The 15836-nt window shown below is 45.3% G+C and carries 1 protein-coding gene; it reads left to right on the plus strand.

What is annotated here, in order from left to right; genetic code table 11:
- Positions 1-15: 15 nt before the first annotated feature.
- Positions 16-15819, plus strand: a complete 15804-nt coding sequence (locus QMA12_RS01155; protein WP_290295239.1) for an Ig-like domain-containing protein — start codon at positions 16-18, stop codon at positions 15817-15819.
- Positions 15820-15836 lie beyond the last annotated feature (17 nt).

Genomic DNA, 15836 nt, shown 5'->3' on the forward strand with positions numbered 1-15836 from the left:
TAGAGGACTAAACTAATGCTGCATTTCTCTTTATCTCCAATTTCTATCTTTGTCGGTTCAGCCCTAGGGCTTACTCAAGTGGCTGGTGTTACTGTTAGTGAATACGCTCAATTACCAGCGCAGCCTGAGCACAGCGTAAGCGTATTTAGGTCTGGTCAGGTTAGCAAAGATAAGGTGAAAAGAGAGCAATCGGTTGCGCCGGGTGAAAATGATTTGGTGATCGAAAGTGCCAATGTTATTAAGCATTTGATCATTATTGATGCGGCTGTCCCTGATAAAAGCTTACTTTACGGGCAACGCAAAATAGGTACTGAAATAGTTGAATTGCAAGCTAATGAGTCTGGCATTAAGCAACTTGAAGCACTACTAGTTGATTATCATAACCTACAGAGCGTGAGTATTTTTGCTCATGGGCGCAGTGGCGAAGTATTACTTGGAAACAGCTCAATAAATACCGCGGTGGTTGAAAAAAACACACAATTTATGCAGGCGTTTAAAGGGGCAGTTGCATCAGGTGGTGACATATTTTTTTATGGTTGTGATGTTGGCAAAGATACGCAGGGTGAGCAGTTTTTAACAGTATTTAATCAAGCAACGGATTTAGATGTTGCTGCTTCTGATGATTTAACGGGTAATGCTAGCAAAGGAGGGGATTGGGATTTAGAAATCGTTAAAGGCGACGTGGATTTTGCTAACCGACCTTTTTCAGAGCATGCACTACAGGACTTTTCAGATGTATTGGCTTTTGACAGTACATTAACGTTTGATAATTTACCTACTGGCTATGCGAACAGTAAAAGTTATCAAATTTCTGGGACTAGCTATACCATAAAAGTTAAGTCTGGAGCGGGGGGAGGGCTAGATTTATATAATTTCACAACAGGTTATGTCTATGTCGCTACCAACAGCTCAGCTCAAACTTACAGTAAAATATATTTTACGAATGATGAGGAGTTTAATGTATCAAGCCTTTACGTATATAACTCAAGTGGTACTAATCGAGCTGTCCGTCTAACTACAGACAAAGGAGGAGTTGCGGACTCTAGTAGTTTAGTTAACCGTCAGGGAGAGAATATAAATACTTCGGGCTCATTATTCACAGGAATAAAGTGGTTAAAAGTTTCTTATACAGATAGCTCAACATTAGGCTGGTTGAGAATTGATAACCTTGCCATAAATAACTTATCGGCAGCTCCAGTAAACTCAGCCCCAGTAGTTGATTTAAATGGAGGAGGAGCTGGAGCCGATAGTTCTGCTTCGTTTACTGAAGGCAATGGTGCGATAAATATAGCATCTAGCGCTAATGTAGCTGATAGCGATGCAGATACAATAACAACAGTAACGGTTGCATTAACCAACGACCAAGATGGCGTCTTAGAAGGGCTGAGTGTTTCAGCGGCGGCACAAAATGCACTTGGTGGTATATCAGGTGCCTCAGACATTACTCTGCAAGATATGATTTCGATAACGGGTGCTTCTGCAACTGTTGCAGAAGTTGCTAGTTTTTTAAGGGCAATAACTTATAACAACACCAGCTCTACCCCCAATACCACAGCCAGAAATATCACAGTTGTCATTAACGATGGTACAGAAAATAGTGTAACCCGAAGTGCAAGTATCAGCATTGCGAACGTGACTGCAGCAAGCTCAATAGCCGCTGGTTTCAATACTTCAAATGGCACAAATTTAAGTCCTGCAATAACGTTTAGTAATGATAATGAAACTCTAACTATTAGTAATGCATTACATATTGCGGGATCAACCGCCGATGGTGGCGGTGGAACAGATACTATCAATGTAATTGATGGTGCTGACCTTACCGGTTTTGCATCGTTGACCGGTTTTGAAACCCTCACCCCCTATAACGATGGTTCATTGACTTTAAGTGAAACGCAGCACGAGAGTTTCACCACCATAAATGGCACAGGTACGAATCAGTTCACTATCTCTAGTGCGAACGGCGATCAAACACTCACTGGCGATGCAGATATTGAAACTTATGTGCTTGGCGCAGCAATGACCTTTACTCTTGGTAGCGCAGCGCAAAATGTAACTGGTAGCAGCGCAGCTGATACGGTTAATATTAATGCCTTTGCAGTTACTGGAACACTAAACGGTGCTGCAGGCACCGATGTATTACAGGTCGGCGCTGGGGCTGATCTTAGCGGTGCAACAATTTCTGCTTTTGAATCGTTAACGCTTGCCAGCGGTGCAAGTGTAACGATGACCGAATTGCAGCACGATAATTTTTCAACGTTTACGGCACCGGGTAGTGAAACAATAACCATTAGTTCAGCAACGGATGGGCTAGTAGGTAACAGTGCGATTGAAACGTATGTACTTGCTGCGGCAAATGCATTCACACTTGGCGCTGTGGGGCAAAATTTTACGGGTAGTACAGGGGATGACTCTCTTAATGTGGGGTCGTTTGCTGCAACGGGTATTTTAGCGGGCAATACGGGTACTGATACGTTATCTATTGGTAGTGGTGGCAGTATTGTTGGCGCCACGATTAGCGGCTTTGAAAACTTGGCTGTAGCCAGTGGCGGTTCAGCAAGTATTGCTGCATCACAATTAGCATTGTTCTCCGGTACGGTAACAGGTAGTGGCACAGAGACATTGACTATTTTAGGTGACGGTAATTTCGCAACAGTCTCTGCAATTGAAAACTATACAATAGCGGATGACAGCAGCAATGCACGAACGGTTGCTATTAGTAGTGCAGGGCACTCAGTAACAGCGAGCTCAGCAAGTGATGCTATTACGTTTGATATTGGCACACTAGCTTATACGGGAATAATTACCGGCGAAAATAGTGTTGCTGATACGTTATCGATGAATAATGCCGCAAATATTACTAATGCGACCATCAGTAATGTGGCTAATTTAACACTTGCGTCGGGCGCATCAGTGTCGATGACGGCCAGTCAGCATGGCAACTTTACAGGCACCATAACCGCACCAGGCTCAGAAACGATTACTATCACCGGTGATGGTGATTTTACAACGTTAACTGGTATTGAAAGCTACGATGTAGCTGATGACAGTACAAATACCAGAACCATCACCGTATCAACGGGGACTACTAATGTAACCGCCGGTTCATCTACAGATGCAATCACTTTTGCAATTGGTAGCAGCGCATACACAGGCACCTTAATTGGCGAGGGTAGTGTTGCCGACCAAGTACAAGTCACTGATGGTGCAGACATTAGCGGCGGTGGATTTTTAAATATAGGCACTCTTTCGTTAGCTAGCGGCGCAACAGTGGTTATTGATGCGGCTAATATTGGTAATTTTAGCACTGCGATAACGGGGAGCGCGGGTTCTGAAACACTGAAACTGATGGATGGTGGGGCGTTTGATTTCACCAGTACTTCAGTGTCTGCGGTTGAAGCAATCGCAATAGGGACTGACAATAATACGACGATAATTTTAACTGATAATTTTAATGCAAATGGTCAAGCCGTATCAGTAGCAAATGCGAGTGGCGGCGAAATTACAGCAGATTTAACAATAAATGCTTCAGCTTTTAGCAGTGACGCATTAACGATTTCGGCCAGTAATTTTAACGGCGATGATACTATTACTGGTGGTAGCGGTGCAGATACCATTCGCCCTGGCGGTGGTACTGATTCGATGACAGGCAATGCCGGTAGCGATAACTTTGTTGGTAGTGTGGCACAATTATCAGGGGATACAATCACTGATCTAGCCGTAGGTGATAGCTTAACTATTACAGGTGTGACAGGGCTTTCAAGTGCCAATGTGCGATTTAATGGTACTAGTACATTAGAAGTTGATACAGATGCCACTGATTTTAATATTTCAGAGCTTACGCTGGCGCTAAGTAACTCCCCAGCGGCAAATTTAGCTTTTAGTGTGGCTGACAGTGGGAGCGATACTGTTATCACTTTTGTTGAGCCAAATAGCGCTCCTGTATTTAGTAGCTTGAATGGCGGTACGACCTTTACTGAAAATGGCTCGGCAATTGTTATCGACTCTGATGTGACGATTGCTGATACTGAGCTCGATGCTCTTAATGGCGCGATAGGTAATTATAATAATGCCAGCTTAACCATTAGTCGAAACGGTGGAGCAAGTACGCAAGATGCCTTTGCGAACAATAGCTTATTGGGGGTGCTAATTGAGGGTAATACATTTACTTATAATTCGACCACGGTCGGCACGGTAACCACCAACTCAGTAGGTACGTTAGTACTGACCTTTAATGCGAATGCGACCTCTGCCATTGTTGACTCAGTGCTGCAAAGCATTACCTATCAAAATAGTTCAGAATCACCATCATCCGCAGTGACTTTGGATTATGTTTTTAATGATGGGGTAGCAAACAGTACGGGTACAAATCAAGCTGTAGTGAACATTACTGGGCTAAATGATAGCCCAACTGATATTTCGCTATCATCGGCAAGTATCAATCAATCATCAACTGGGGTGGCTGCTAATATAGGATCGCTTTCTACCTCAGATGTAGATACTAGCGACAGCCACAGTTATTCGTTTGTAAGCTCAGGTGCAAGTGTAAGCGGCACATGTAGCGCTGATACAAACAATAGTAGTTTTCAGATCAGTGGCAGCTTAATTCAAACGCAAGCTGCACTTAGTGCAGGAAGTTACATTATCTGTGTACAAAGTAGTGATGCTACGACCACGTTTCAAAAAGCGTTTACTATTACAGTCACGGATGATGTAGCGCCTAATGCACCTTCAACCCCAGATTTAGACGTGGCTTCAGATTCAGGGGTATCTAATACAGACAACATTACCAGTGATACCACGCCAACATTTAGTGGTACTGCTGAGAGTGGCTCAACGGTTGCTTTGTATAGTGATCAAGTTGGTGGCGGAGCAACGGTAATAGGAACTGCTACGGCGACTGGTGGTAATTGGCAGATCACAACCAGTGCTTTAACTAGCGGTTTAGATCATGCTATTTCAGCAAAAGCAACTGACGCTGCAAGTAATGTGAGTAGTAGCTCAAGTGCGTTGACTATTACAATAGACACTGCTGCGCCGATCGCTCCGAGTTCGCCAGACTTGTCAGCAGCAAGTGATAGCGGTGCTTCTAACACAGATAATATTACAAACGATACCACACCGACCTTTACGGGAACCGGTACTACAGGTGACAGCATTACTCTTATTTCAAGTATTGATGGCTCAATAGGGAGCGCAGTTGTTATTGGTGGGGTATGGAGTATCACAGCAAGTTCAGCTATGTCCAGTGGCTCGCATGCCATTATGGCACGTGCGACGGACTCTGCTGGTAATATCACCAATGGTACGAGTACTACAATAACGATTGACACTAATGTGAGTACTCCGAGTATTACCACGCCCATTGAAGTAGATGGTCGGATCAATGCTGTAGAAGATGCGCATGTGCTTATTCAAGGAAGCGGTGCTGATTCTGGTGCTACGGTTAATGTAACTATCAGCGATGGCGCAAATAGCCAATCGCGAAGTGTGACGGCTGATGGCTCTGGTGCATGGACTATCAGTGGTAACGAGTTTGATGTGAGCAGTTTTAATAACGGCACGCTCACCGTCAGCGCCACACAATCTGATACCGCGGGTAATACTTCCAGCGTAGCCAGCACCTCTGTGATTTTAGATAACGCTGCACCAAGTGCTGTAACTATCACTACGCCGATTGAGGGTGATGGCCGAGTCAATGCTGTAGAAGATGACAGTGTGTTGATCAGCGGCTCTGGGGCTGAAGCCAATGCTAGCGTGAGTGTGACTATAAGCGATGGCGCAAATAGCCAATCGCGTAGTGTGACGGCTGATGGCTCTGGTGCATGGACTATCAGTGGTAATGAGTTTGATGTGAGCAGCTTTAACAATGGCACGCTCACCGTCAGCGCTACTCAAAGTGACGCGGCGGGTAACACGTCAAGTGCAGCCAGTACCTCGGTGGTTTTAGATAACTCAGCGCCAAGTGCAGTGATCATCACTACGCCGATTGAGGGCGATGGCATAGTCAATGCGGCAGAAGATGACAGTGTGTTGATCAGCGGCTCTGGCGCAGAAGCCCATGCCAGCGTGAATGTGATTATCAGCGATGGCGTAAATAACCAATCGCGCAGTGTGACGGCTGATGGCTCTGGTGCATGGACTATCAGTGGTAACGAGTTTGATGTGAGCAGCTTTAACAATGGCACGCTCACCGTCAGCGCCACACAATCTGATACCGCGGGTAATACTTCCAGCGTAGCCAGCACCTCCGTGATTTTAGATAACGCTGCACCAAGTGCTTTAACGATTGCCACCCCGATTGAGGGTGATGACATAGTTAATGCCAATGAAGATGGCAGTGTATTGATCGCCGGCTCAGGGGCAGAAGCAGGTGCGACTGTGAATGTAAATGTTGCAGGGGTCAGTCGTACAATAACTGCAGATGGCAGTGGTAATTGGTCTCTTAACGGCAGTGAATTAGACATTAGCGCGTTAAATAACGGTATTTTAACGGTATCTGCAACACAAACGGACAGCGCTGGTAATACTTCACCGGCTGCAACTACTAGTATTACATTAGACAATATAGCGCCTACAGGGCATGCTGCGAGTGTTGATCAGAGTGTAATAAATGCCAGTAATGAATCTGCAATGAGTGCTTCTTTGTCTGGTTTGGAAGGAGCCGGCACACTTAGTTATCAAGTAAGTGACGGCAGTAATTCAGTCAGTGGTACGGCAACTATCAGCGCAGCAACGCTGCAAATCACAGGTATTAATGTGACCTCATTGGCTGAGGGAACGTTAACCTTCTCAGCAATAGCTACAGACACCGCAGGTAATGCAAGCTCAGCGGTGACTGCAACAGTAACCAAGCAATATAATGTAGCGCCAGTATTAAGTGGAACTCCCAATACAATAACAGCAGAAGATGCAGCTTATAGCTTTATACCGACACTGACCGATAGTGATGAAGGCGATACTCACACCTTTACTATCATTAACAAACCAAGCTGGGCGAGTTTTAATACCAGCACGGGTGAGTTATCGGGCACGCCAGATAACAGTGATGTAGGCAGCTACGCTAATATCACCATTGGTGTGAGTGATGGTACGGCCAGTGCCAGTTTAGCCCCGTTCACGTTAGAGGTAACCAACACTAACGATGCGCCTGTTGGGCAGAACTTTGCCTTTAACCTTGATGAAGGCGCCACGCTCACGGTGGCGCTCGCTAATGGTTTATTGAGTAATGCGAGCGATGATGATGTAGGTGATACACTAACAGCGGTCGGGGTGAGCCAACCGCAATTTGGTAGCTTAATGCTTAATAATGACGGTAGCTTTAGTTACCAACATGATGGCAGTGAAAACCATAGCGACAGCTTTACCTTCCAAGTGCGCGACAGCGATGGGGCACTCTCGGCGGTGCAGACAGTGACACTGACGATAGCCCCCGTGGCGGATGCGCCAATAGCCATGGATGACAATGCAACGACGGATGAAGACACCGCCATTAACTTTAGTTTAGTGGCCAATGACACCGATGCTGAAGGTGATTTAGTGGCCGCCTCAGCGGCGATTGTATCACCTGCAAGCAAAGGCTCGGTGAGTATTACTAATGGCATTGCCACGTACACACCGAACGCCAATGAAACCGGCACCGACACTTTTACCTACACCGTTAAAGATGCGGCGCTGAATACCTCAGCCGCGGCCACAGTGACAGTGACCATTACCCCAGTGAATGATATCCCTGAGGTACAGGCGCTCAATATCAACGTGGATGAAGACACGCCATCAGTGGCAACGGCACTACGCAGTTTAGCGACGGATGTGGAAGACACGACACCCACAGGGGATATCACCATTGTAAGAGACCCAACGTCAGGGCAAGTGGTATTAGACCAAGCAGCGGGCACCTTTGTGTATACGCCTGATGCGAATGTGACAGGGCAAGACAGTTTTACCTATACGATTACCGATAGCGAGGGGGGGGTATCATTGCCAGGCACTGTTACGGTAAATATCGGGGCTGTGAATGACCGTCCTGTAGTCGTGAATGATGCAGTCACAACCGATGAAGACACCGCAGTGAGCTTGGCTATTTTAGCTAACGATTCAGATGTTGAAGACAGCGGCTTTAATGCGGCGAACGTTAGCTTAGAGAACAAAGGCTCAGGCGCTGGCATGTACGACTTTGCTAATGTGAGTGTGAATCTTGATGGCAGTTTAGCGATAACGCCTCAGCAAGATGTCAACGGTGTGTTTAGCTTTACTTACACACTCACTGATAGTGAAGGGCTCAGCTCAACACCAGCGACAGTAACATTAACCATCAATGCCGTGAATGACGCCCCCGTTGCCATGGATAACACCGCGCAACTACAAGAAGAAGGCTCATTTGAGGTTAACGTACTGGGTAACGACAGCGATGTGGATACCGGCGACAGCTTAGATGTCAGCAGTGTGACGGTTGTCAGTGCACCAAGCAACGGGCAAACTCAAGTAACAGCGACCGGGGCAATTATTTACACCGCGAACACGAATTACTTTGGTACTGACAGCTTCACATACACTGTTAAAGACAGTAACGGCGCAACCTCCAACGAGGCGAGCGTAACCATGACAGTGACCCCAGTGAATGATGCACCGGTGGCTGTTGCACAAACGCTGAGCCTTGATGAGGATAGCAGTTTACTTATCACCTTAGTGGCAAATGATATTGAAAATGACGACTTAACGTATCGTATTGACAATGATGTAGCACAAGGAACTTTAGTACAGCAAAGCAACGACAGCTGGTTATATACACCAAACGCGAATTTTAATGGCAGCGACAGCTTTAGCTTTATTGCTAATGATGGCGAGTTAGACTCAACACCAGTGAGCGTAAACTTGAGTGTCAATGCCATCAATGATGCACCGGTTGCCATCAATGATACCGTGTCCGTTAGTGAAGACAGCGCAATAACTATCAACTTGGCAGGCAGCGACATCGAAGGAGATACTTTAAGCTATCAAATAAGCCGTCAGCCTCAAAACGGCAGCGTGACTTTGACGGGCTCACAAGTCGTGTATCAAGGAAACATTGATTTCTTTGGTACAGACTCCTTTAACTTTATTGTTAACGACGGCACGGTGGATTCAGCACCGGCAGACATTACAGTAAATGTCACTAGCGTGAATGACGTGCCAGTGATCAGCGGCACGCCGACTTTATCGGTCAGTGAGAAAACCGCCTACAGTTTTACCCCAACTGCCGTTGATACAGAAGGCGACAGCCTCACCTTTAGTATTACCAATAAGCCAAGTTGGTTGAGCTTTGACAGCACCAGTGGAACACTCAGTGGCACGGCCACGAACGCCGATGTGGGCGTACACAATAATATTGTGATCAGTGTCAGCGATGGTATGGATACCGTAAGCCTACCAGCCTTTAACTTAACCGTGATCAACGTTAATGACGCACCAACGATTGGTGGTGTTCCTGCATTAAATGTTGATCAAGATGCACTGTATAGCTTTACCCCAACAGCGAATGATATTGACGGTGACAGCTTAACCTTTAGCATCAGCAACAAGCCGAGCTGGGCAAACTTTGATAGCAGCACTGGGCAGTTGTCAGGTACGCCAAGTAATGATGATGTAGGCATGACTAGCAATATCGTTATTTCAGTATCAGACGGCGCGATCACGGCAGCATTGAGTAGTTTTAACCTCACGGTAAATAATATCAATGATGCACCCACAATCAGTGGGACACCCAGCACTACGGTGAGCGAAGACAGCCCGTATCAATTTACGCCATCAGCGCATGATATTGATGGTGACAGTTTAAGCTTTACTATTATCAATAAACCTAGCTGGGCTGATTTTAATACCAATACAGGTGAGCTATCTGGCACGCCAGATAACAGTAATGTAGGCAGCTACGCCAATATCACCATTGGTGTGAGTGATGGTACGGCCAGTGCCAGTTTAGCCCCGTTTACGTTAGAGGTAACCAACACTAACGATGCGCCTGTTGGGCAGAACTTTAGCTTTAACCTTGATGAAGGCGCCACGCTCACGGTGGCACTGGCCAATGGTTTATTGAGTAATGCGAGCGATGATGATGTAGGTGATACACTAACAGCGGTCGGGGTGAGCCAACCGCAATTTGGTAGCTTAACGCTTAATAATGACGGTAGCTTTAGTTACCAACATGATGGCAGTGAAAACCATAGCGACAGCTTTACCTTCCAAGTCCGTGACAGTGATGGGGCACTCTCGGCGGTGCAGACAGTGACACTGACGATAGCCCCCGTGGCGGATGCGCCAATAGCCATGGATGACAGTGCAACGACGAATGAAGATACCGCCGTTAACTTTAGTTTAGTGGCCAATGACACCGATGCTGAAGGTGATTTAGTGGCCGCCTCAGCGGCGATTGTATCACCTGCAAGCAAAGGCTCGGTGAGTATTACTAATGGCATTGCCACGTACACACCGAACGCCAATGAAACCGGCACCGACACTTTTACCTACACCGTTAAAGATGCGGCGCTGAATACCTCAGCCGCGGCCACAGTGACAGTGACCATTACACCAGTGAATGATATCCCTGAGGTACAGGCGCTCAATATCAACGTGGATGAAGACACGCCATCAGTGGCAACGGCACTACGCAGTGTAGCGACGGATGTGGAAGACACGACACCCACAGGGGATATCACCATTGTAAGAGGCCCAACGTCAGGGCAAGTGGTATTAGACCAAGCAGCGGGCACCTTTGTGTATACGCCTGATGCGAATGTGACAGGGCAAGACAGTTTTACCTATACGATTACCGATAGCGAGGGGGGGGTATCATTGCCAGGCATTGTTACGGTAAATATCGGTGCTGTGAATGACCGTCCTGTAGTCGTGAATGATGCAGTCACAACCGATGAAGACACCGCAGTGAGCTTGGCTATTTTAGCCAACGACTCAGATGTTGAAGACAGCGGCTTTAATGCGGCGAACGTCAGCTTAGAGAACAAAGGCTCAGGCGCTGGCATGTACGACTTTGCTAATGTGAGTGTGAATCTTGATGGCAGTTTAGCGATAACGCCTCAGCAAGATGTCAACGGTGTGTTTAGCTTTACTTACACACTCACTGATAGTGAAGGGCTCAGCTCAACACCAGCGACAGTAACATTAACCATCAATGCCGTGAATGACGCCCCCGTTGCCATGGATAACACCGCGCAACTACAAGAAGAAGGCTCATTTGAGGTTAACGTACTGGGTAACGACAGCGATGTGGATACCGGCGACAGCTTAGATGTCAGCAGTGTGACGGTTGTCAGTGCACCAAGCAACGGGCAAACTCAAGTAACAGCGACTGGGGCAATTATTTACACCGCCAATGCTGATTACTTCGGCAGCGACAGCTTCACATACACTGTTAAAGACAGTAACGGCGCAACCTCCAACGAGGCGAGCGTAACCATGACTGTGACTCCAGTGAATGATGCACCTCTAGGTCTTCCACAAAGCTTAATACTTGCAGAAGATAATAGTGTCTTGATCACCTTGGCAGGCTCTGATATTGAGAACGATGAGCTAAGTTATCGTATTGATGAAGGTGCATTACATGGCTCGCTCGTGCAGCAAAGTAATGACAGTTGGTTGTATACGCCAAACGCTAATTATAACGGCAGTGATGGCTTTAATTTTGTTGTTAATGATGGTCAATTAGATTCTGCAAGCACAGCTATTTCATTAGTTATTACTGCAGTTAATGATGCCCCAACGGTCAGCGCACAACGTGCCAATGTTGACGAAGATACAGCGGTTGTTATTAACTTACTTGGTAATGATATTGAAGGAGATACTTTAACGTATTTAGTTGTTGAACAGCCAGCTCACGGTACTGCGACTATCTCTGGCGAGCAAGTAACTTATCAAGGTAATGCAAATTACTTTGGCGAAGATCAGTTTACTTACATCGCGAATGATGGCTTGCTTGATTCAGCACCGAACACAGTGTCAGTAACTATTAATAGTATTAACGATTTGCCGGTGATTAGTGGAATACCAAGCTTAGCGGTTAATGAAAATGACTTGTATAGCTTTATACCAACAGCAACAGACAACGATGGCGATAGCTTAAGTTTCAGTATTGTAAATAAACCAAGTTGGCTTGAGTTTGATACCATTACAGGGGAGCTATCAGGCAGACCAAATAACGCTGATGTAGGAAGTTACGCTGGTATTACGGTGCGTGTATCTGATGGGATTGCAAGCCAAAGTTTAACCCCATTTACACTAACAGTAGTGAATGTTAACGATGCACCAACAATCAGCGGATCACCTGCAACATCAATAGCGCAAGATACAGGCTACTCATTTACCCCAATTGTGTCGGATATTGATAATACTAGTCTATCATTCACGATTGCGAACAAGCCGAGTTGGGCAACGTTTGATAGCATAAGTGGTACATTAAGTGGTGTACCAACACGAGACGACGTTGGTTTATATAGTAATATTTTGATCACCGTAAGCGATGGGCAGTTAAGCAGTACGCTTAACCCATTCAACATTGATGTAACGTATGTGAACGCGCCGCCTATTGCTAATGATATGCAGCTGAATATTGAAGAAGATACCACTATTAGTGTTAGCGCGCTAATTAGTGATAATGATGAAGATAGTTTAGCTGTACAGCTAGTCACTGAGCCAAAATTTGGTAGTTTAGCAGTACAAGGCCGGGTATTTAGTTATCAACCTGAGGCGAATTATCATGGCCGTGACAGCTTTAGTTACTCAGTATTCGACGGTAAAGATAACTCGCAAATCGCGACTGTAGCAATAAACGTTTCACCAGTGAATGATGAGCCAGTGGCCTTGGCCGATACATTTAATCTAACGCCTACACAAAGTGGTCAATATACCTTAGATGTTCTTGCTAATGACACCGATGTTGACGGTGATCCGCTCAGTATTATTGGTGCTAAAGCGAGTGTGGGTACAGTCTTAATTGTTGATAATCAATTACTATTTGAGTTGGCTGCAAGCACACAGAGCAGTATTAATATTGAATATATGGTTGCTGATCCGCACAATGCTAGTAGCAGTGCAATTGCTACGCTTAGCTTTAATGAAAATATGGACGGAGCACCAACAATAACTGCACCAGCAGATGTTAGCATAAATGCAACTGGCTTATTTACACGGGTTAAATTGGGTACTGCAACGGCCTTTGATGATCAAGGAAATCCACTAGCGGTTAGCACAGTAGAGCCAAGTATGTTGTTTGCTCCAGGCGCACATCAAGTATATTGGCAAACAACAGATAGCGCTGGCAACATGGCCTTGGCTGAACAGCAAGTACTCGTTCACCCACAAGTATCCCTTGAGCAGGGTATGGAGGTAGCTGAACAACAAAGTTATACCACCTACGTTTACTTAAATGGTGAGGCACCGAGCTATCCAATAACTATACCATATAGTATCTCAGGAACAGCAACTGAGGATGACCATGATTTAACTTCTGGTGAAGTTGTGATAGAGCAAGGTTTGGTTGGCGAAATTAACTTTAACGTGTTTGCTGATAGTGACGTTGAAGCGGATGAGGTTGTGACGATTACGCTAGATGAAAGCCTTAACACAGGCGTAAATGCTTCGAGTATCATAACAATTACTGAGCAAAATATTGCACCAACGTTATCAACGACTATTGAGCAAAATAACCAAACTCGGCCATTTGTATTAGCCAATGACGATTTGGTTACAGTTCGGGCGTTCGCTACAGATAACAATCCAGCGGATACTATCTCAATAAGTTGGCAAGTAGACGATGAACGAATTATCAACCTAGCAGATCACCCTGATACATTCGTGTTTTCAACAGCTGATCTGAAAGAAGGTATTTATGGTATTGCGGTCACTGCTACTGATAATGCGCAACAGAGTTTATCTAGTACAGTAACTCGTTATGTTGAGGTGGTTGCACAATTACCAGAGTTAACAAATACCGATACAGATGAGGATTTACTCCCAGATGATTTAGAAGGTTATCAAGATGGTGACAATGATGGCATCGCCGATTACTTAGACCCGATCAATGTCTGCAATGTCATGCCAGAGCAAGTCACGCAGACAACACAATTTTTAGTCGAGGGTGATATTGGCGGTTGCTTAAGAAAAGCTTATTCAGGCTTAGCGAGTAGTAGTGGTGCGTTACAGTTTATGTCATCAGAATTGCCAGCGGATGAAGGAATGAGCAACATGGGCGGTTATTTTGGCTTTATTGTTACAGATATTGAACCTGTAGGTTCGCGCTATAACATTGTATTACCACAACGCATGCCAATTCCTGCTAACGCTGTTTACCGTAAACTCATGAACAATGAATGGAGAGACTTTGACACGACTGAAGGAGACCAAGTTTATTCTACTCAAGGCGAGCAAGGTTATTGTCCATCGCCATCAAATGAGCTGTGGCAAGAGGGCCTCCAAGAGGGAGACTGGTGTGTGCGACTGCGCATAGCTGATGGTGGTCTCAACGATGCAGATGCGTTAGTAAACGGCCAAATTGTAGATCCAGGCGGTGTTGCTGTTATGAAAACAGGTAATAACAACCCCGTTACTCAGTCTGACCAAGCGATCACCGCGGTAGATAGTACAATAATACTTGATGTACTCAAGAATGACAGTGATGAAGATGCAAACGCATTGACATTAACTGGTGCAAATGTTGATTTTGGCGAAGTCACTATTATTGATAATCAACTGAGTTATAAGCCGTTCACTAACTTTATCGGTACGGCTACTATTAGTTACAGTGTGTCAGATGGACAAGGTGGAACTGCATATGATGTTGCAACAGTTGATATTGTTGTTAATAATGCGCCAACTACAGCAACTGACAGTGCATCGACCAATGATCGCACCCAAATTGTGATTGATGTGCTTAGTAATGATAGCGATGCCGATGGCGATGCACTAACCATAACCAGTGCCATAGCTACTCAAGGGGGGGTAACTATTAATTCTGACAGTACATTGAGTTATCAACCAAAACAGGGATTTGAAGGTGTAGACTTGATTGAATACATCGTAACAGATAGCAAAGGCGCAAGTAGTCAGGGCGAGGTAAAAGTGACTGTAAAAGCTTATACAACCACAGCAGTGAGTAATAGTTCATCAGGAAGCATGGGGGGAATGTTAGTGATAATGCTGGTTGGTGTGGTGCTAATTCGTCGTACAACCAGAGTAACACCTTGGGCTTTACTTGCAACCGTATCTATTGCGAGTCAGCCCGCGGCGGCAGGTACATGGTCACTTGATGGGCAGATTGGTTATGCTGCAGTGACCGGGACTCCATCAGTAATGAGTGAATCGGTTTTCGCGAATACAGCTTATGACGACACAGATGTTAGTTGGTCTATCGCAGGTAATTACACATTGTCCACTAATTGGCAATTTGGCTTGCGTTATATTAACTTAGGTGAAGGAAATACGACCTTTGCCGGCGATACACTTGATCCAACCAATACTCACCAGCGTTTATCTAACAAGGTGCCAGTTTTGGGCCAAGGGCCTGCACTTCAAACCGCCTATGTTTTTCCTTTATTTGGCCAAGTAAAAAGCAAGCTGTTTATAGGCGCTTTTTACTATCATTATTCAATTGAGAGTCTTAATAATTCGGGGCAAAAAATTGAGTATAATGAGTCAAATACGCGCGCTTATTTTGGTGGGCAATTGGCTTATCCTATATTAAAAAATACAGATGTTTCGCTTAACTTTAGCCATTACACATTAAACGAAAACGATGTTAATGAGTGGGCTTTGGGATTTGAATATCAATTTTAAAATCTTGTTGGCCAGCC

Source organism: Pseudoalteromonas sp. APC 3893 (assembly GCF_030408095.1).
Taxonomy (GTDB): domain Bacteria; phylum Pseudomonadota; class Gammaproteobacteria; order Enterobacterales; family Alteromonadaceae; genus Pseudoalteromonas.

What these genes read in the sequence shown, in the direction of transcription:
- QMA12_RS01155 (WP_290295239.1), top strand. Translation starts at nt 16, where the DNA reads ATGCTGCATTTCTCTTTATCTCCAATTTCTATCTTTGTCGGTTCAGCC.